This window comes from Pseudomonas antarctica (assembly GCF_900624995.1).
Lineage (GTDB): Bacteria > Pseudomonadota > Gammaproteobacteria > Pseudomonadales > Pseudomonadaceae > Aquipseudomonas > Aquipseudomonas antarctica.
On record NZ_UYXQ01000073.1, the window covers coordinates 1 to 20,312 of the forward strand.

Annotated in this window: 11 protein-coding genes and 1 pseudogene; 8 read left to right on the forward strand and 4 right to left on the reverse strand. The window is 61.0% G+C overall.

The genetic code is table 11. From position 1 onward, the window contains the following. From ngg to mnmC, 3 genes are all read right to left on the reverse strand, one after another. On the reverse strand, nt 1-1,277 hold a 1,277-nt coding region (gene ngg, locus E0F99_RS22230), incomplete at its 3' end, for an N-acetylglutaminylglutamine synthetase (RefSeq protein ID WP_130908928.1). A 3-nt stretch (nt 1,278-1,280) separates the two neighbouring features. Further along, complete coding sequence (locus E0F99_RS22235; protein WP_083357583.1) at nt 1,281-3,053, reverse strand: N-acetylglutaminylglutamine amidotransferase; 1,773 nt, start codon at nt 3,051-3,053, stop codon at nt 1,281-1,283. Nucleotides 3,054-3,187: 134 nt separating this feature from the next. After that, a complete protein-coding gene (mnmC, locus tag E0F99_RS22240) occupies nt 3,188-5,188 on the reverse strand; it encodes a bifunctional tRNA (5-methylaminomethyl-2-thiouridine)(34)-methyltransferase MnmC2/FAD-dependent 5-carboxymethylaminomethyl-2-thiouridine(34) oxidoreductase MnmC1 (protein ID WP_083357584.1) in 2,001 nt (666 codons plus the stop codon). Between the two features lie 300 nt (nt 5,189-5,488). Between mnmC and E0F99_RS22245 the strand changes: the two genes are divergently transcribed. From E0F99_RS22245 to E0F99_RS22260, 4 genes are all read left to right on the forward strand, one after another. Beyond that, nucleotides 5,489-10,234: an NEL-type E3 ubiquitin ligase domain-containing protein gene (locus tag E0F99_RS22245; RefSeq protein ID WP_242626919.1), complete on the forward strand. Its 4,746-nt coding sequence runs from the start codon at nt 5,489-5,491 to the stop codon at nt 10,232-10,234. Nucleotides 10,235-10,336: 102 nt separating this feature from the next. Then, on the forward strand, nt 10,337-11,860 hold the full coding sequence (gene pap, locus E0F99_RS22250) for a polyphosphate:AMP phosphotransferase (protein ID WP_083357586.1): 1,524 nt from the start codon (nt 10,337-10,339) through the stop codon (nt 11,858-11,860). A 159-nt stretch (nt 11,861-12,019) separates the two neighbouring features. After that, nucleotides 12,020-13,204 (forward strand): thiolase family protein, encoded by a 1,185-nt coding sequence (locus E0F99_RS22255; protein ID WP_083357587.1) that lies wholly within the window; start codon nt 12,020-12,022, stop codon nt 13,202-13,204. Between the two features lie 126 nt (nt 13,205-13,330). Further along, a complete protein-coding gene (locus tag E0F99_RS22260; protein WP_083357588.1) occupies nt 13,331-14,287 on the forward strand; it encodes a DMT family transporter in 957 nt (318 codons plus the stop codon). Here E0F99_RS22260 and E0F99_RS22265 read toward each other — a convergent pair. After that, the gene (locus tag E0F99_RS22265) at nt 14,284-15,672 is read right to left on the reverse strand and encodes a class II fumarate hydratase (RefSeq protein WP_083357589.1); all 1,389 of its coding nucleotides are present in this window, start codon (nt 15,670-15,672) and stop codon (nt 14,284-14,286) included. The genes E0F99_RS22260 and E0F99_RS22265 overlap by 4 nt on opposite strands. Nucleotides 15,673-15,864: 192 nt before the next feature. Between E0F99_RS22265 and E0F99_RS22270 the strand changes: the two genes are divergently transcribed. The 4 genes and pseudogenes from E0F99_RS22270 to E0F99_RS22285 all read left to right on the forward strand — a co-directional run. After that, entirely contained in the window at nt 15,865-16,383 is a 519-nt protein-coding gene (locus E0F99_RS22270) for a DUF2059 domain-containing protein (protein WP_083357590.1), read from the forward strand. Nucleotides 16,384-16,389: 6 nt separating this feature from the next. Continuing rightward, nucleotides 16,390-16,683 (forward strand): BolA family protein, encoded by a 294-nt coding sequence (locus E0F99_RS22275; protein ID WP_083357591.1) that lies wholly within the window; start codon nt 16,390-16,392, stop codon nt 16,681-16,683. 137 nt (nt 16,684-16,820) lie between these two features. Then, nucleotides 16,821-19,811: an RHS repeat-associated core domain-containing protein gene (locus E0F99_RS22280; protein ID WP_083357592.1), complete on the forward strand. Its 2,991-nt coding sequence runs from the start codon at nt 16,821-16,823 to the stop codon at nt 19,809-19,811. A 129-nt stretch (nt 19,812-19,940) separates the two neighbouring features. Next, a pseudogene (locus E0F99_RS22285) lies at nt 19,941-20,312 on the forward strand (RHS repeat-associated core domain-containing protein); the annotation flags it as partial.

Sequence of the window (20,312 nt, forward strand, 5' to 3'; positions counted from 1 at the left end):
GCGACCACTTCAAAGCCGATCACCAGAATGCGCAGGTCGAGGCCTTCGTGAAAGCTTTCGAGCAGCACGCGGCTGTCGAACTGACGCGCCGCTTGGATAGCGTTCTGCACGTCTTCGATGGTCTGTAAGTCCACCGCCACGCCCTGGCCCTGCTCGCCGTCCAGCGGCTTGACCACGATGCGCTGGTGTTCGTCGAGAAACTCCAGGTTGTCGTCGGCACTGCCCGCCAATTGTTGTTGCGGCAGGCTCAAGCCTGCGGCCTTGAGCACCTTGTGGGTCAGACTTTTGTCCTGGCACAGGGTCATGCTGATGGCGCTGGTCAGGTCGCTCAGGGATTCACGGCAACGCACACGGCGCCCGCCATGACTGAGGGTGAACAGGCCCGCATCCGCGTCGTCGACCTGCACATCGATGCCGCGCCGATGGGCTTCTTCGACAATGATCCGCGCGTAGGGGTTGAACCCCGCCTGCGGCCCAGGGCCGAGAAACAGCGGCTGGTTGATGCCGTTTTTGCGCTTGATCGCAAAGGTGGTCAGCGCGCGAAATCCCAACTTGGCATACAGGCTTTTGGCTTGGCGGTTATCGTGCAACACCGACAGGTCGAGGTAGCTCAGGCCACGGCTCATAAAGTGCTCTACCAGGTGGCGCACCAGCACTTCACCCACGCCGGGGCGCGTGCACTGCGGGTCGACAGCCAGGCACCAGAGGCTGCAACCGTTTTCCGGGTCCTGGAAGGCTTTTTGATGATTAAGGCCCATCACACTGCCGATCACCGCGCCGCTGTCTTCGTCTTCGGCCAGCCAATACACCGGGCCACCTTGATGGCGTGGGGTCAGGCGTCGCGCGTCGACCGGCAACATGCCGCGCCCTTGATAGAGCAGATTGACCGCCGCCCAGTCGGCCTCGGTTTGCACGCGACGGATACGAAAGCCGCGAAATACGCGGGCGGCTGGGCGGTAGTCGCTGAACCACAGGCGCAGCGTGTCCGACGGGTCCAGGAACAACTGTTGAGGATCGATCCCCAGGATTTGCTGGGGCGCCGCCACATACAACGCGATATCGCGCTCGCCAGGTTGCTCATTGAGCAGTTCCAGGGCCAGGCTCGCCGGGTCCGGGAAGGTATGGCCGATCAATAACCGGCCCCACCCGCAATGGACGGCAATCGGCTCGGCGCCCAGTGGGCTGCCATCTTCGGCCAGGCGCGCTTGCAGACGCTCATAGGTCGGCGCCTGGCCCTTCAGCAAGCGTTGGCTGTAAGCCGCTGCGAGAGGTTTCATCAATCAGATTCCTTGTTCGCTGAGCCACAGGTTCAGCGCCGCCAGTTGCCACAGCTTGGAGCCACGCAGCGGGGTCAGCTGGCCCTGCGGGTCGGTCAACAGGCGATCAAGCATGGCCGGATTGAACAGGCCGCGATCCTGGCTCGGGTCCAGCAGCAGCTCTCGCACCCAGTTCAAGGTGTCGCCCTGCAAATGCTTGAGACCCGGCACCGGGAAGTAGCCTTTCTTGCGGTCGATGACTTCGCTTGGGATGACCCGGCGCGCCGCTTCTTTCAATACCTGTTTGCCGCCGTCGGGCAATTTGAATTTGCCGGGTACACGGGCCGACAGTTCGACCAGGCGGTAGTCCAGAAACGGCGTACGCGCCTCCAGTCCCCAGGCCATGGTCATGTTGTCGACGCGTTTGACCGGGTCGTCCACCAGCATCACCGTGCTGTCCAGGCGCAAGGCCTTGTCCACGGCGGCGTCGGCGCCCGGCATCGCAAAGTGCTCACGCACAAAGTCACCGGCAGCGTCATTGGCGGTCAGCCACTTCGGTGCGACGGTCGCCGCGTAGTCGTTGTAGCTGCGGTCGAAAAACGCATCGCGGTAAGCGGCGTAAGGGTCGCTGGCGCCGTCGACTTGCGGGTACCAGTGGTAACCGGCGAACAGCTCGTCGGCACCCTGGCCGCTTTGCACCACCTTGCAATGCTTGGCGACTTCCCGCGACAGCAGATAGAAGGCGATGCAGTCATGGCTGACCATCGGCTCGCTCATCGCGCGAAACGCAGCCGGCAGTTGCTCGATGATCTCGCTTTCGGCGATGCGCAGTTGGTGGTGACGGGTGCCGTAATGCTTGGCGATCAGGTCCGAATATTGGAACTCGTCGCCGCGCTCGCCACCGGCGTCTTCAAAACCGATGGAGAAGGTCGACAGGTCCTGTACGCCAACGTCGCGCAGCAGGCCGACGAGCATGCTCGAATCGACACCGCCGGAGAGCAGCACGCCGACATCCACGGCGGCACGTTGACGGATCGCCACGGCTTCGCGAGTGCTGTCGAGTACGCGATCGGTCCAGTCTTCCAGGGTCAGATTCTTTTCATCCTCGTGTGGGCCGTAAGGCAGGGTCCACCAGGTTTTCTGCTCGGTCTTGCCGTTAGCATCGATGCGCATCCAACTCGCCGGCGGCAGTTTTTCAATGCCTGCCAGCAAGGTGCGCGGGGCGGGTACCACGGCGTGGAAATTCAGGTAGTGATTGAGCGCCACCGGGTCGAGGATCGGATTGATATCGCCGCCCTTGAGCAGTGCCGGCAAGGCCGATGCAAAACGCAGGCGCTGGCCGGTACGCGACAGGTACAAAGGCTTGACCCCAAGACGGTCACGGGCGATGAACAGTCGCTGGGCATCGCGCTCCCAGATGGCAAAGGCAAACATGCCGTTGAGTTTTGGCAACAGTGCTTCGCCCCAGGCGTGGTAGCCCTTGAGCAGCACTTCGGTGTCACCGCCGGAATAGAAGGCGTAGCCCAAGGCTTCCAGCTCTTGGCGCAATTCCGGGAAGTTATAGATGGCGCCGTTGAACGCCAGCGACAGCCCAAGCTGGGCGTCGACCATCGGCTGGGCCGAGCCGTCCGAGAGGTCCATGATTTTCAGGCGCCGGTGGCCCAAGGCAATCGGCCCTTGGGCGTGGAAGCCCCAGGCGTCGGGGCCGCGAGGGGCCAGGTGATGGGTGATGCGCTCAATCGCTGCCAGGTCGGCAGGTTGGGCATCGAAACGTAGTTCTCCAGCTAATCCGCACATAAATTCCTTACCGGTTTTTCCGTTGGGGAGGGTCAATACTCAATACGCCCAAAGGGCGCGTACCCAGAAACTGACCCAGTGCTATCCGTGGAGTTTTAGACCGATAAGTTATAAGGCCAATAACCGTGATGTCTTCAATGCCCTCCCAAGCTTGCTGCGCGCTTGCCTTTAACCACGGCGCGCAGGGTGAACCGATTCGGGTGGCAGGCCTCGGCCACGCTGGCCGGAACTGGCAACGGCTCATCATTGAGCCAGGCGGCAATCAGCTCGCCGCACAGGGGCGCTGTGATCAGCCCGCGTGAGCCGTGGCCGCTGTTGATGTACAAACCCGGCAGCCAGGGGCAGGGCGTATCCGGCACTTGCCGGGCGTCTTTGCCGAGCACTGCATACGCCTGTTGGAACGCTGCGGGGTCGGCCAACGGCCCGACGATCGGCAGGTAGTCAGGGCTGGTGCAACGAAACGCGGCACGCCCCTCCAGCTGTTCGGGCGCTAGAGGGGCGGCGCCCAGGCGTTGCAATAAGTCTTCGGAAATCTCACGCAGCATCGCAAGGTTGCCGACATGTTCGGCGACGGTGGGCGTGAGGTCTTCATTGGTGAAATCAAAACTCGCGCCCAGGGTGTGTTCTCCCAGTCGGGCGGGCGCCACATAACCCTCGGCGCAGACCACCGTGGCCAGTGCCTCACTCGCCGACGTTTGCGCCAGCCGGGTGATTTGCCCGCGAATACGTTTGAGCGGCAACTCGGCGCTGGGCGCGAAGCGCTTGATCTCGGCGGCACCCGCGAGCACCACCACGCTGGCGCTCGCCAGCACGCGCTCGCCGTCGTGGGCTTGCCACTGGTCGTCGACCCGGTGCAGCTCAAGGGCGTGGTGATGGGTGAGCACTTCGATCAACGGATGTGCTGCTTGCCATTGGCACAGCGCCGGTGGATGCACCCAGCCACCTTCCGGGAAAAACAGGCCGCCATGGGCCAGGTTGATGCCGGCGCGGTGTTGCGCCTGATCGCGGTCCAGCACGTGCAGCAAGTGCGGCGCGAACGCCTCGGCCAGTTGCGCCTGGCGCTGAGCCTCCTTGGCGTCGAACGCCAATTGCAGCACCCCACAGCCATCCCAATCGACGCCGCGATGCAAGTGCTCCAGCAGGCGCCGCGTGTGGCCGAAACCGCTGAGTATTAGTTGCGATAACGCCGTGCCATGCGCCGAAAGCTTGAGGTAGAGCACGCCCTGCGGGTTGCCTGACGCTTCCTGGGCCAGCGCGGCGTGGCGCTCCAGCAGGCTCACACGCCAACCCCGGGCGGCGAGGCTGGCAGCGGTGGCGCAACCGGCCAGGCCGCCACCGATGACCAGTGCGTGGCGCTCACCGTCGACAGGTGCCGGGCGGGCGAACCAGGGTTTGGCTTTGGTGGGCGGCGGCGCGTCTTCGGGCCAGCCGAGGAACTCGCCGCGCAGGATTTCCCATTTATGCCCGATGCCGGGCGTGCGCTTCATCTTGAAGCCGGCCGCGTTGATCAATCGCCGCACCCAGCCGGTGCTGGTGAAGGTACTGATGGTCGAGCCCGGTGCCGCCAGGCGCGCCAGTTCGGCAAACAGCTCGGCGGTCCACATGTCCGGGTTTTTCGCTGGGGCAAAACCGTCGAGAAACCACGCATCGACCTGCGCATCCAGTTGCGGCAACTGCTCGAGGGCGTCGCCGATCAACAGCGTCAGGGTCACGCGGCCGTTGTCCAGCACCAGGCGTTGGAAGCCTTGGTGGATGGCGATGTACTGCGCCAACAATTGCTCGGCGAAGGGCGCAAGTTCCGGCCAAAGGGCGAGGGCGCGTTGCAGGTCGGCGTGGCTCAGCGGGTACTTTTCTATGCTGACAAAATGCAGGCGCGCACCGGCCACTGCGTGTTGCTCGAACAGCTGCCAGGCGCAGAGAAAATTCAACCCGGTGCCGAAACCGGTCTCGCCAATCACCAACCGCCCACCTGCTGGCAAGGCCGTAAAGCGCGCCTGCAAACGGTTCTGTTCGAGGAACACATAGCGGGTTTCTTCAAGGCCCGACTTGTCGGAGAAATACACATCGTCGAACGCCCGCGAGTGCGGGCGACCTTGGTCATCCCAGTCGAGCTGGGCGTGGGTGATGGGGTTCATGGGCGGCTCGGTAAAGACAAGGCGGGCATTCTAGCTGATCACGGGCGGGGGAGCTGATCCCAGGTGGTATCTCGGTATTTTTCGCATGCAAAAAACTGCTTCGCGCAGCGTTCAATTGATCAACAATCAGCGCTAATCCGGTGCAGGTCGCTGCGGTATCGTAATGCCTTGATTTATAGGCAATAAAGGATATTGCTGATGCGAACACAGGATGATTTGAACAGCAAGTTGAGCCAGTTGACTCAGAGGCAGCTGCAAGCCGCCTTGCTGGAAATGACGGGCGACCTGGACAAAGCCCAGGTGCTGCAAAAGAAGCTGCCGGGCTGGATGATCAGCGCGCCGCCTGGGGTGCTGGAGGCTTTGACGAGAGATGCCGTGCAGGTTGCAGATGCCCAGGCAGCGGTTGCCGAGCGATTGAAACCCTTGCAGGCGCTGGATGAGTTTTGCAGTGAGCGCCTCAAGGATTACTGCGGGACACGATGGCAAGTGGCTGTGGAGCCCCGAAAGGATCTTTTGATTCGTGCTGTAGACGAATACGAGAAAGAACTTTTGCCATTGACGTATGTGAAAACGGTGAGGCTGGTGCAGGACAGCCTGCTGCATGTGGCGATGCAGAATTTTTCCGAGGATGAAGTTCGGGCGCAACACTTTCCGGCCGGTTCGCTGTTGCAGTCGGGGTCCGTCGCTCGTGAAGTCATTGGTATTACTCCCCTCGAGTTTGCCCAGGGGTGTCGTAGCCTGGACCTTGGCCGCTTGTATCAGCAGCACATCAGTGAAGTGCTTGAACTGGACAGTGACGGAACGGGTGATGGGGCCTACGTCAATGATGCCGCGACCGATATCGGCCGGATGAAAACCCTGGATATGAAAATCGATGCCCACATTGCCCTGATGCGAGGGGATCTTTCACCGGGCAGCTATGGGATGTTGTGCACGCTGCTGGAGCGTCAACAGACATCTGCCCAGGCTCAGGCCGCAGGTGTGTTGTTTCAAGGGCGGCCGGTCACTTGGCAAGGCCTGAATACACAAGGCGCTTGCCTGTGGAGCATTCTGGTGTTCTCCGGCCGGTCGATTGCGCAATACCCACAAGAGCCCTGCGTGGTGTATATGCCCAATGAGCCGGAGCGGGCATTTTTTGAGTATGCCTCGCTGGATGACTTCCAGGTCTACCTCAAGCAAAAGCTTGAAGTGGCCGCGTACCGTGCTTTCTTTAACCGGTATTTGAGCCAGGGCGACCGAGTCGGTTTTTTCAACCGTTTCGATCAAGCCCGTACCCTGGGAGCGCTGGAGGCGAACCCTATTACGGTCAGCCTGGCGAGGCATTTTTTTGAGACTTACACCGCGAAGCTGCAAGCCGACGCGCGGGCTCTGGCGGTACCGGTGGCGGAGGTGGATGAGCAGGTCCGTGAGCAGCGCTTGCAGGCGTATCTGGATGCCGGGTTGACGGTGCTCAACCTTGCCGGGTTTGTGGTCCCCGAGCTGGGGTTGCTGATGACGGCAGTGGCGGTCGGCCAGATACTGGGCGAGCTTTATGAAGGCATTGAAGACTGGCGCCGTGGTGATAAGGGCGAGGCGTTCAAGCAACTGGCACAGGTCGCGGAAAATATCACCTCGATGGTGGTGTTCGCGGCAGGGATGAAGGTTGTCGGTTCGGCAATGAAACGCACCGGTCTTAACCTGGACAGTTTTTTTCGCCAGTTTGAGGTGGTACGCCCCACTGATGGCAATCTGCGGCTGTGGCGCCCGGATATTTCTCAGTACGCCCACGATCAGCGCGTTGTCGACGACGAGGTTGCGCACGCTTCGGGGGTCTACAAGGTGGGGGGGCATTCATACGTCAAGGTCAATGATTATGTGCATCGGGTTTCATTCGACGCCAAACTGGATCAATGGCGGGCCAGCCACCGGGTCCGGCAGACGGCTTATCGTCCGCAATTGCTGCATAACGGTGAAGGACGATGGCGTTTTGCGTTCGAACAACCTGACGATTGGGAGGATCAGGAGTATCTCTTTTCACGGTTGAAGCCGACAGGGCCTGGTTCCTCGCTGCATCCCCGCAAACTTGTACAGATCAAGGCCATCATGGATAAGCCCTCTGATTGGGGCGTCTACCAGGCCCAGGAGTGCTTGCCCTTTCCCGCACGCTTTCGCGATCTGTACGAGCGTTTCAGGCTGGATCAATCCATTCGCGATTTGATCTGGCAGTCGGAGAACGGCGCGTCCCCCAACGTCGAAAACTCAATCGTGCAGATGCATGCCTTGCCCTTGTTACAAGGCTGGCCTCAAGGACGCTACTTTGAGGTGTTGGATGCACAGCGCAGCGTCAAAGCCCGTTATCCCGTCGGCGCAACGTTTAATGATATCGGCCTGCGTGTGCTGGTCACCGACCAGATGCTCAGCGATGGGAAAGTGTTTGATGCGCTGTTATCCGAGCTGGATGCAAGCCAAAAGGCCGGCCTGCTCGGAGAGGGCGTTGCCGCTGATCAGGAGCATGCCGTACTGGCGCGTCAGTTGCTCACGCAGCTCAGGGCTGATCGCAAGCCCTTGTTTGAGCAGTTGTATCAGGCTTATGACGGACCCGTACCGGCCGAATGGGCATTGCTCAGGCGCACCTATCCGCAATTGTCCCGTGCGCTGATGCGCGAATTAATGGCCGAGACCTCCACCGTGCAGCGTGGGTCCCTGCGTGATAATCAGCGTATTCCCATGGCATTGGCCGAGAACGTGCAACGTGCCCTTGAGGAACAACGCCTGGACCGCGCGTTGATGGGGCTTGAGCAGCCGGAGTTGGCCGGCCTGGATACCGCGCTGGTCGCGATTCGGTCATTGCCGCACGTGGCGGGATGGGGCAGGGCGTTGCGGCTTGAGTTGCGCGAGGATTCGCCACAGGGAGACTTACTGGCTCTGGGCGCACTGAACGGGGCTGACGTGCGGCGAGTCGTGGTCAGGTCGAACGCAGGGTTTGAAGCGTTTGATGAACACGGCGTCAGTAGCGGTGGGCCTTATGCCGGGCCGGACGGCCTGTTCGAGGCAATCGATTCGGTGCTGACAAATACCCAGCGAGTAGCATTGGAATTACCGCTGAAGGAGCCCAGTAACATTTGGCGCCTGCGATACATGAGCGCTTCGCAGGCCAAGGGGGAACGGGAACTGGCAGCGCAGGCCTTTTCCCACAAGGTCAGCGAGCCAGTCGAGGAGGCGGTTCCCTGTGAAATGGCCGATTTGCCGACGGGGCCGTTGGCTCATCCGCGTGCGCTGGTGCGTAAGGTGAAGCGGTTATACCCCTTGTTCAGTGACGCACAAGTGTCTTCGCTGCTGATGGCGTTGGGCGCTGACCCTCTTTCTCGGGCCAAGGCGGTAAAGCGTTTGGAGGCAGAGCTCGGTCATTTGCGGGCGCTGCTCAAGCACTGGAAGAGCGATACCCAAGGCATGGAGAAACAGCCGGGCCTGAGTGATATTCGCGATAGCCGTCAGCAGGTGGCAGAACGCATTGAAGCCTGTTGGCGGCGTCAAAGCGTTGTCCTGAATGAGCACCAAGTGTCCGTTACCAGTTTGAACCTGGACGGGATGCGCGTGGGGTCGTTGCCGACGCTGCCTGCAGAAGTCCGCTTCGATCATGTCCAGCAGTTGTCACTCAAGAACATGCAGTTGGGTGACGACGTCGCTTATTTTCTGAAGTGTTTCAAGGGGCTCAAGCGTCTGGAGCTGGACCGAAACCGCCTGACCCGGTTACCGGAAGTACTTTCACGAATGTTTGAACTCGATCATTTGTCGATGCCTCGCAACCGGTTGGCGCTGACCGAATACACACGGGTGAAGTTGGCTGATTTGAGCGCATTGCGCTTGCTGGACCTGAGCCACAATCCGCTTGAGAAGCTGGTGGATATCAGCAAGATGCGTGACTTGCATACCCTGTTATTACAAGACACAAAAATCACTGATCTGCCCCTGGGGCTTGAGCGGCCAGCTCACCTGGAGCAAATGGACCTGCGCGGCAACTCGATCACGGTGTTGCCCGAGTGGTTGTTCACAACGCCGCGTAGTTTCAGCCAGTCGATAAATCTGGGCGGTAATCCGTTATCCAGGTCGACGGTAAACGCGCTCGTTCGTTATCGCGACGACGTCGGTATCGGCATGGGGTATGTAGAGGACGATCAACCCCGCATGACCGAGTTGAAGGCCCGGGCATTATGGTTGCCGGATGAAGTGGCTAACCGAGACCTGCACAAGCGGACCGTCTGGGCCAACCTTCGAGACGATCCGGAATCGACACCGTTGTTCCAATTGCTGGCTCAACTGTCCGGTACTGCGGACAGTCGTTACGTGCACGAAGACTTGACCCGGCGCGTCTGGGAGGTATTGCAGGCGACCCATGACAGCGTGGAATTGCGCGAGCGGGTCTTTCAACTGGCGGCTCATCCGGCGAACTGTTCAGACGGTACAGCTGAGATGTTCAGTCAGATCGAAGTCTTGAAGGAGATCGAAAAGGCCATGCTTCAGGCGGGTCGCACGCAGGGCAATTCCGGGGCGCTGCTGACCTTAAGCCGAGGTTTGTTTCGCCTCAGTGAACTGGAAAAAATTGCGGCTACCTATGCCGTCGAAAACTTCTGCGCGGACCCCCTGGAAGTCAGCCTGGCATTCCGGGTCGGGTTGGCCCAGGTCCTGCAACTGCCCGGGCAGCCCAAGCACATGAATTTTGCACTATTTGCCGATGTGACCAGCGACGGTCTGGAGGTGGCGCACTCTCAAGTGCGCACGGCAGAGCTGTCCCCTGCATTCTTGCGTTTTATTACACAGTTGGCGTTCTGGAGAACCCACCTCAAACAGCAGTTTCCCGGAGCATTTCAGTCGGCAACCGTGCCCTTTGATACGCAGCAGCAAAGGTTGTTTGAGAACAGCCAAAACCTCACTGATGGGGAGTATCTCGAGCAAATGGAGGCACTGCGTTCGCCTCGCCGTCAGGCAATTACCGAAGTAGTGGAGCGCCTGACGCAGCAGATGTTGAAGCACCAGGACTTGGGCATTTGTCATGTTCCCGGCAATTAACCATCGGGTCCGCTGATTGATCCACGGCAAGCCTGTTGGAATTCCTTGACTGGCGTGGTGCCCAATCCGCTAGTCTGGAACCCTATTGGGAAGGAGCCGTTCATGTTCGAATCCGCCGAAATCGGTCACGCCATCGACAAAGACACTTACGACGCCGAGGTGCCGGCCCTGCGTGAAGCCTTACTGGAGGTGCAGTACGAGCTGCAACAGCAGAAGCGCTTCCCGGTGATCATTTTGATCAACGGCATCGAAGGCGCGGGCAAGGGTGAGACCGTCAAGCTACTCAATGAATGGATGGACCCGCGCCTGATCGAAGTACGTACCTTCGATCAGCAGACCGACGAAGAACTGGCGCGCCCACCCGCGTGGCGCTACTGGCGGCAACTGCCAGCCAAAGGGCGCATGGGCATCTTTTTTGGCAACTGGTACAGCCAGATGTTGCAAAACCGGGTGCACGGCGAGATCAAGGACGCACGCCTGGACCAAGCCATCGCCGGTGCCGAACGCCTGGAAAAGATGCTGTGTGATGAAGGCGCGCTGATTTTCAAGTTTTGGTTCCACCTGTCCAAAAAACAGATGAAGGCACGTCTCAAGGCCCTGGCCGATGACCCGCTGCACAGCTGGCGCATCAGCCCGTTGGACTGGCAGCAGTCCGAGACCTACGACAAGTTTGTGCATTTCGGCGAGCGCATCCTGCGCCGTACCAGCCGCGACTACGCGCCGTGGTATGTGATCGAAGGCGTCGACGCGCATTACCGCAGCCTCACCGTGGGCAAGATCCTGCTTGAGAGCCTGCAAAATGCCTTGAAACTGCCCAAGGGCAAGGCCAGCGGCATGAACCCGGCGCCGTTGCTGGCGTCGGTGGATCAGAAGAGCCTGCTCGACAGCCTCGACATGACCTTGCGTCTGGACAAGGATGATTACGAGGAACAGCTGATCACCGAACAGGCGCGTTTCTCCGGGCTGATGCGCGACAAACGCATGCGCAAGCATGCCTTAGTGACGGTTTTTGAAGGTAACGACGCGGCAGGCAAGGGCGGTGCGATCCGCCGTGTGGCGGCGGCACTCGACCCGCGCCAGTACCACATCGTGCCGATTGCCGCGCCGAGTGAAGACGAACGTGCCCAGCCTTACCTGTGGCGGTTCTGGCAGAAGATCCCGGCGCGCGGCATCTTCACGGTGTTCGACCGCTCATGGTACGGGCGCGTATTGGTGGAGCGCATCGAAGGCTTTTGCACCCCGGCGGACTGGATGCGCGCCTATGGCGAGATCAATGATTTTGAGGAGCAGTTGCGCGATGCAGGTGTGATCGTGGTCAAGTTCTGGCTCGCCATCGACAAGCAGACCCAACTGGAGCGCTTCCAGGCTCGCGAGGAAATTCCGTTCAAGCGCTTCAAGATCACCGAAGACGACTGGCGCAACCGCGACAAGTGGGACGACTACCGTGCTGCCGTAGGCGATATGGTCGACCGCACCAGTACCGAAATTGCGCCATGGACCTTGGTGGAGGCTAACGACAAACGCTGGGCGCGGGTCAAGGTGCTGCGCACCATCAACCGCGCGCTGGAAGAGGCCTTCGACAAGTCCGACAAGCACGACAAGCACCACAAGAAGAAAAAGAAATAGCGTTGGCTGGCGCTAATCTGTGGCGAGGGCGCCTGCTCGCCACAGCAAGCCGGCTCACCGCCATGCTTTTGTATATGCCGGGTGAATGATCGTCGCGGTTGGAAAGGCCTGGATCTATCCTCGATGCATCTCCCAACAACGACAAGATCGAGGTAGCCCATGCGTGAAGTAGTGATCGTCGACAGCGTGCGAACCGGCCTGGCCAAGTCCTTTCGTGGCAAATTCAACCAGACCCGTCCGGATGACATGGCGGCCCATTGCGTCAATGCGCTGCTTTCGCGCAATGGCATCGACCCGGCGACTGTCGAAGACTGCATCGTCGGCGCCGGCTCCAATGAGGGCGCGCAGGGCTACAACATTGGGCGCAACGTCGCGGTACTCTCGCAACTGGGTACTGGCACGGCTGGGATGACCCTCAACCGTTTCTGCTCCTCAGGCTTGCAGGCGATCGCCATTGCAGCCAACCAGATTGCCTCGGGGTGCAGCGACATCATCGTCGCCGGTGGCGTCGAGTCGATCAGCCTGACCATGAAAAGCGTCAACACTGATAACCTGATCAACCCGCTGCTTAAAGAGCAGGTGCCGGGCATCTACTTTCCCATGGGCCAGACCGCCGAAGTTGTCGCGCGTCGCTATAACGTCAGCCGCGAAGAGCAGGACCTGTATGCCCTGCAAAGCCAGCAGCGTACCGCTAAGGCCCAGGCCGACGGCTTGTTCGACGATGAAATCGTGCCGATGACGATCAAGTACAAGGTCGAGGACAAGAATACCGGCGCGGTGCAGATCCTTGACGGTGTGGTTGATCGCGACGACTGCAACCGCCCGGACACCACGCTCGCCAGCTTGCAGGGCCTGAAGCCGGTGTTTGCCGAAGACGGCTCGGTGACGGCGGGCAATTCGTCGCAGCTTTCCGATGGTGCCTCGATGACATTGGTGATGAGCCTGGAAAAGGCCTTGGCATTGGGGCTCAAGCCCAAGGCCTTTTTCCGTGGGTTTACCGTGGCCGGATGCGAACCGGACGAGATGGGCATCGGCCCGGTGTTCTCGGTGCCCAAGTTGCTCAAGGCCAGGGGCTTGCAAGTGGCGGATATCGACCTCTGGGAACTCAACGAAGCGTTTGCCTCACAGTGCCTGTATGCGCGTAACCGTTTGGAAATCGACAACGCCAAATACAACGTCAACGGCGGCTCGATTTCCATCGGGCACCCGTTCGGCATGACCGGTTCGCGACAAGTCGGGCATTTGGTGCGGGAGCTGCAGCGGCGCAACCTGCGTTACGGCATCGTCACGATGTGCGTGGGCGGCGGTATGGGCGCTACGGGATTATTCGAAGCCGTGCGCTAGGTTTTTATTGGGAGCACTGGATCAAAGTGGGCGCCGGCTTGTGTGTGCTGGAAAATATCGCTCGCCAAGGCACCCCTTGGTCCCCCTAGAATGGCTGTTCCACTTCCTCAGGCATTCGGGGCACTCATGCACATCTCTTCCGGCCGCTGGGTCTATGGCTTTGGCTTGACCCTGCTGACCGCGTTTCTCTGGGGCATTCTGCCGATCAAACTCAAGCAGGTGCTGCAGGTGATGGACCCGATCACCGTCACCTGGTTTCGCCTGACCGTTGCTGGCGGTTGCCTGTTCCTCTACCTCGCCGCGACCAAGCGCCTGCCCCGTCGCAAAGTACTCGGCCCCAAGGGTGGCTGGCTGGTAGCCATGGCTGTGTGTGGCCTGGTGGGCAACTATGTGCTGTACCTGGTCGGCCTGAAAATGCTCAGCCCCGGCACCGCACAATTGGTGGTGCAGATGGGCCCGATCTTTCTGATGGTCGCCAGTGTATTTGTGTTCAAGGAGCGCTTCAGCCTGGGGCAGGGCATGGGCCTGGTGGTGTTGATCATCGGCTTCGGGTTGTTCTTCAATCAACGCCTGGTGGAAATGCTGACATCGCTGGGTACTTACACCGCCGGTGTGCTGACGATCCTGCTCGCCACCACCATCTGGGTATTTTATGCCCTGGGCCAGAAGCAATTGCTGACGGTGTGGAATTCGCTGCAAGTGATGATGGTGATCTACCTGTCGTGCGCCGTGTTGCTCACACCGTGGGCGCATCCGCTGGAGGCGCTGCAACTGAGCCCGCTGCAAGGCTGGCTGTTGCTGGCGTGCTGCATGAATACGCTGGTGGCTTACGGTGCGTTTGCCGAAGCGCTGGCGCATTGGGAGGCCTCGCGGGTCAGTGCAACCCTGGCGCTGACGCCGTTGGTGACCTTTGTGGCCGTGGCGTTGGCGGCGTGGCTATGGCCGGACTTCGTGCAGGCCGAAGAGATCAACGCCATAGGTTATGCCGGGGCGCTGGTGGTGGTGTTGGGCTCGGCGACCGTCGCGCTCGCGCCATCGTTGCTCGCCGGGCTCAAGGCCCGGCGTTTACGCCTGGCGCCTTAATGCCCGGCCTCGAGCATGTTTTCCGGGCGAACCCACTGATCGAACTCCGCATCGGTCAGGTAGCCCAGGTCCAGCGCGGCTTCCCTTAACGTCAGGCCTTCGGCGTAAGCCTTCTTGGCGATCTGCGCCGACTTGTCGTAGCCGATATGTGGGTTGAGCGCGGTCACCAGCATCAGCCCGCGCTCAAGGTGCTCGGCCATTTGCTCGGCGTCGGGCTCAAGGCCCGCGATGCAGTGTTCCTGGAAGTTGTTGCAGCCATCGGCCAGCAGGCGGATCGATTCCAGCAGGTTGTGGATGATCACCGGCTTGTACACGTTCAGCTGCAGATGCCCTTGGCTGGCGGCGATGCCGATGGTGACGTCATTGCCCAGCACCTGGCAGGCGAGCATTGACAGCGCTTCGCACTGGGTCGGGTTGACCTTGCCCGGCATGATCGAGCTGCCCGGCTCGTTGGCCGGCAACCTGACCTCGGCCAGCCCGGCACGGGGGCCGGAGCCGAGCAGGCGCAGGTCGTTGGCGACTTTCATCAGGGCCACGGCCAGGGTTTTCAGCGCGCCGTGCAGGGTCACCAGTGGCTCATGGCCGGAGAGGGCGGCGAACTTGTTCGGTGCGGTCACGAACGCAAACCCCGACAACGCGGCCAACTCGGCGGCAATCGCCTCGCCAAAGCCATGAGGCGAGTTGAGCCCGGTGCCGACGGCAGTGCCGCCCTGGGCCAGTTCGCAGACGGCGGGCAGGGCACTGCGGATCGCGCGTTCAGCGTAATCGAGCTGGGCGATAAACGCCGAGACTTCCTGGCCAAAGGTGATGGGTGTGGCGTCCATCATGTGGGTACGCCCGGTCTTTACCAGCTTCATGTGCCGCGCCGACAGTTCCGCCAGCCCACCCGACAGGTGGGTGATCGCTGGCAGCAGCTGTTTGTTTACCGCCTGCACCGTCGCGATGCTCATGGCGGTGGGGAAGCAGTCGTTGGAGCTCTGGGAGCGGTTCACATGATCGTTAGGGTGCACCGGGCTCTTGCCGCCGCGGGTCTTGCCCGACAGCTCGTTGGCACGGCCGGCGATCACCTCATTGGCGTTCATGTTGCTTTGGGTGCCGCTGCCGGTTTGCCACACTACCAGCGGGAACTGGTCGTCATGTTGACCGTCGAGCACCTCATCGGCGGCCTGTTCGATCAGGCGGGCGATATCGGCGGGCAAGTCGCCGTTGCGGTCGTTGACCCGCGCCGCAGCCTTCTTGATCAGGGCCAAGGCGTGCAGCACCGCCAGTGGCATGCGTTGCTCGCCGATGGCGAAATTGACCAGCGAACGTTGGGTCTGCGCGCCCCAGTAAGCGTCATCCGGGACGTGGACGTCTCCCAGGCTGTCGGTTTCGATACGGCTCATCGGGCACACTCCTTCAGGTTCGTTTGCGCAGTTTAGGCCGTGATGGGCCAGTGGGGTTCCATAAAAGAATTTTCATCGGGTTCAAGTCCCGCAAAACCAGGCCCGATAAGGGGTGGGGTTGAGACATCTCGTTTATTAGGCGCAGAATAGTCGCCCTTGGGGTAATACCTCGCCTGCTAGAAAGGAAACTCGATGACTCGTCTTCGTGCCATCTGTACCGCGGTTGCTCTGGTTTGCGCCAGCGGCCAAGTCTTTGCCGATACCGCCAGCCATAACGCCAGTGCCGAAGCCTTCCTTACCCTGGCCCACGCCGACAAGCTGGGTACCCCGGTGTACATGCAAGTGCAGCAAATGTTCGCCCAGCGTTTCGAACAGATCAAGGCGCCTGCCGCCAAGCAGTCCGTACTGGACAGCTACCAGGCCAAGGCTAATGCCGCCCTGGACCAGGCTATCGGCTGGCCGAAGCTGAAACCAGACATGGTCAAGCTCTACACCACCAACTTCAGCGAATCCGAACTCAAGGACCTGGTTGCCTTCTACCAGTCGCCTCTGGGCAAAAAAGTCCTGGAAAAAATGCCGCAGTTGACTCAACAATCGGCCCAGATGACCCAAGCCAAGCTGGAAAGCGCCGTGCCGGTGGTGAATAAGCTGTTGGAAGACATGACCAACCAGCTCGCGCCTAAAGCCGCCGCACCGGCCAAGAAGAAGTAAGCAGCAATGACCATGCAACAGCGTATCGAAACGGCGCTTGCCACCCTGAGCCCGCAACATATGAGCGTGCTGGATGAAAGCCATATGCACAGCCGTGGGTTGCAGACCCACTTCAAGGCCGTGCTGGTCAGCGAGCAGTTCGAGGGGCTTAACCGCGTCAAGCGCCACCAGAAGGTCTACGCCACCCTGGGTGACCTGATGAGCGAATTTCATGCGCTGGCGCTGCATACCTATACGCCTGAGGAATGGGCGAAAACCGACGCAGCCCCGGCCTCGCCGACCTGCGCCGGCGGGCATTGAGCGCAGCCTCGACCCGCGCGAGCGGGTCGAGGCGATGCCAGCGTCCGGATACATAAAATATCTTCCAGCACCACCTTGCCCCCTCCACTCTCCCTAGGCTTTCAAGACTACTTATTCACAAGTGAGGTCTTGAGGTCATGTCTAATTCCGTCCACCGAAATACGCCGTCCCTGGCCGCTATCGACCCGCGTGGATTGATTGTCCGTCACATTGACTATCACCGCTCAACGGCACAGGTTGAACCGCAAGTGCGCATTCATCGTCAGGTGTTCGGCCGTTCTGGCTTGATGATCGAGCAGTGGGATCCGCGCCTGTGGCAATTGTCGCGCTCACAGGCTGGCACTCAAGCCAATCAACGCACGGTCTACAGCCTTGGCGGGCATGCGTTGCGCGTCGACAGCGTGGATGCCGGTTGGCGGCTCACGTTGCCGGGTGAGGCCGGGCAGTTACTGGACGAGTGGGACGGGCGGGGCGCCCATCAGGCGCATCACTACGACCAATACGTGCGGCCCGCCGCCGTCTTCGAGCAAGCAGCGAATGACGAGCAACCGCTGTGTGTCGAGCGTATTGCCTATGCCCCACACTCGGGCGACGAGGCCGCACGCAATCGCTGTGGCCGGGTGATTCGCCATGATGATGGCGGGGGTTCGTTGTTCCACGATTTTTATGCGCTGCACGGAGAAGTTGTCCAGCAGACTCGATGCTTCCGGCAGGCAACTGCTGCGCTGGATTGGCCGCTGCCCGATGCGCAACGCGACGTGCGCCTGGACCCCGAGCGTTTCCAGACATCAACGGGTTTCAATGCACTGGGTGAGCGCTTGCATCACACGGATGCCAAGGGCAATCGCCTTGAGTATGGCTATGGTATTGACGGCCTGCCGGCGAGCATCGCTGTGTTGCCTACGGGCGGTGTGCGCACGCCGTTGATGGGCCAGCGTCGCTACAATGCGGCGGGCCAAGTGATCAGCGAACGCGCCGGGAATGGCGTTGTGCGTACCTTGCTCTACGGTGACGCCGATGGTCGCTTGCGGCAGATGAGTGCCCATGTGCAAGGGCCGACGGGCACCGCACTGCAAGATCTGACCTACGATTATGATTGCGTCGGCAACGTTGTGCGGGTAGACGATCTTGCCCAGCCAACACAATGGTCGAGTAACACCCGGATCAGTTCGGCCAGCGTTTATGAGTACGACACGTTATCGCAATTGACCAAGGCCACCGGGCGTGAAACCGCGGGTAACAAGGGCGGCCCCGCGTTACCGGCGAGGGTGGCGTTCGGCTCGACTGACGACAGCGTCTGGCGTCGCTACACCCAGCAGTTCCGCTATGACGCGGCCGGCAACTTGCTTGAGTTGCAGCACGTGCCCAGCAGCGGCACGGGGTTCACGCGCCAGATGAGCGTGGCCGCGCGCAGCAATCATTTCGTGCCGCAGGCCGATGGCAGGGCTGTGCCGGGGTTGGGGCAGGGCTTTGACCGCAACGGCAATCTGCAAGCACTGGAGGGCGATCAAAACATGGGCTGGGATGTGCGCAATCAACTGGTGCGCATCACCCAGGTGCTGCGCGAGGGCGGAAGCGACGATGAGGAACGCTACGCATACGATGCGACCGGACGACGCCTCCTCAAGCGCCGGGTCACCCAAGCCAAAGGTGTGTCGCATACGGCGCAGGTGCGCTACTTGCCAGGGTTGGAGATTCGCCATGACAGTGCAACGGGTGAGCAACTGAATGTACTCAGCCTCGATGTCGGTACCCTCACCATCCGGGTATTGTCCTGGGACCGTCACCCCTCGGGCGACAGCCAAGATGCGCAGATCCGTTACGGTTTGTCGGACCACTTAGGCAGCAGCACGCTCGAGTTGGGCGAGCAGGCGCAACTGCTCAGCCAGGAAAGCTATTATCCCTACGGCGGTACCGCCTGGTGGGCGGCGAAAAGCGCCAGCGAGGCGAGCTATAAATTCATCCGTTATTCGGGCAAGGAGCGCGATGCCAGTGGGTTGTCCTACTACGGCTTCAGGTATTACGCGCCGTGGTTGTGTCGCTGGATCAGCCCGGACCCGACCGGCGATGCGGATGGCTTGAATGTTTACGCCATGGTGGGTGGTAACCCTGTCACTAAGGTTGATGCGCAGGGTCTGGCGGCGACGCCGGCTTTAGAGCAGCCCCGCCAGATGCAACTGCGCAGGCTTTCCATCAGCCGCAGGCTTGCGCAGATGCAGCGTATTTTTCGACCCAGGATGCAAGCGGCTGCATCGGCCGCGATTCGCGATGGTTTATCCACCTATATCGGCAACGCCCTTTCGACGGGCGTCGATCTGGCGCTCTTCAGCACCCTCGAGCCCACGGCGCAACGCAACCAAATCTTGCGCATTACCGTCGCGGTGCTGGATGCCGTTTCCACGGCACATATGAGCACCGGTATCGCCGGTAACTGGACGCAATTTGCGCCACAGATCGGTGCTCTTTTTGCAGGTGCCGCGGGTATGGGGTTTGCCGTTTATGGCGGCTCGACAGGTGCTCAAACCGAGGACAGCTGGGACCCGGTGGCGGTCCAACGGTTGGGCGGGCATGTGCGCGCGCTCTCCAGGGAACTCGCGCAGCAGGTCCTTCGTGGGCACGGTTCCGGCGTCTCCTGGGGCAGCACGCCCCTGCGCGGCAGGGTCACGCGCACCGCCGGAGCGACGGCGGCCTATGCCCTTGCAACCGTGGCCAACGCGGTATACGGCGGGGAAGTGCCTGCGCTGATGCAACCCAATGTGTCACCTGCAATAGAAGCCTACGATGGCGCGATGGGAACGATGCTTCGTGGCGGTCACCCGACGGCCGCCCACGATCCCCATGGCCAAACCCTGCAGGTGCCGGACCCTGTCGCGACGATGCACGGTGGGCTAAGCAGAATGTTCAATCAGGTGTGGACGTACTGGGCCGCGTCCGGTGTCGAGGCATTGGCCGTTGCGCTCACGGGCTTGCCCGTGGCCGCCCAGGGCCGGATGACTCGCAACATTGTGATGGCGGCCCGCGGCGTGATTTCCGCGCTGACCGAATGGCGTGGCTTTTTCGTTCAGTTGGCCAGGGGCGGGTATTCGGCCTTGTCGGCGGGCTGGCGCCGAGGCCCGCGGCCTCACTAAGTAGAAGGATGGATGGGCCGCCGCAGCGGCTCCTTCATACATCGACACACTCCATTGCGCTCAGTACCGCGTGTGCCTGTGAGCGATCTCTAGGCTTGGCTGATCTTTTACTATTCAGGTCATTACGCCATGTCTTATCTCCTGCACCAACATACGCCCACACTATCGGCCATTGACCCTCGTGGCTTGGCGGTCCGCAGCGTGGCCTACCAGCGTGGCACCTACCAGGATCTGCCCCGCGCACGTATCGGCCGCCGGGTGTTTGGCAGCCAAGGGTCGCAGCTGGAACAGTGGGACCCTCGGCTGCACGCGCTGAGTGAGTCGGCACCGGCCAGCGTCAGCCCCAACCAGCGCCAGTATTACAGCCTCTCGGGGCAGTTGTTGCGTACCGAGAGTGTGGACGCCGGCTGGCAGATGTCACGCTTGGGCGTGGGCGGTCCACAACTGGAGCGCTTGGCCGCCCGAGGCCCTCACCATAGTTATGCGTACGAATCCCAACTT

Bases quoted from the DNA above. Each gene is read 5' to 3' on its own strand.
- E0F99_RS22260 (WP_083357588.1), top strand. From the start codon at position 13,331: ATGCACATCTCTTCCGGCCGCTGGGTCTATGGCTTTGGCTTGACCCTG.
- E0F99_RS22235 (WP_083357583.1), bottom strand. From the start codon at position 3,053: ATGTGCGGATTAGCTGGAGAACTACGTTTCGATGCCCAACCTGCCGAC.
- E0F99_RS22265 (WP_083357589.1), bottom strand. From the start codon at position 15,672: ATGAGCCGTATCGAAACCGACAGCCTGGGAGACGTCCACGTCCCGGAT.
- pap (WP_083357586.1), top strand. From the start codon at position 10,337: ATGTTCGAATCCGCCGAAATCGGTCACGCCATCGACAAAGACACTTAC.
- E0F99_RS22270 (WP_083357590.1), top strand. From the start codon at position 15,865: ATGACTCGTCTTCGTGCCATCTGTACCGCGGTTGCTCTGGTTTGCGCC.
- mnmC (WP_083357584.1), bottom strand. From the start codon at position 5,188: ATGAACCCCATCACCCACGCCCAGCTCGACTGGGATGACCAAGGTCGC.
- E0F99_RS22280 (WP_083357592.1), top strand. From the start codon at position 16,821: ATGTCTAATTCCGTCCACCGAAATACGCCGTCCCTGGCCGCTATCGAC.
- E0F99_RS22255 (WP_083357587.1), top strand. From the start codon at position 12,020: ATGCGTGAAGTAGTGATCGTCGACAGCGTGCGAACCGGCCTGGCCAAG.
- E0F99_RS22275 (WP_083357591.1), top strand. From the start codon at position 16,390: ATGACCATGCAACAGCGTATCGAAACGGCGCTTGCCACCCTGAGCCCG.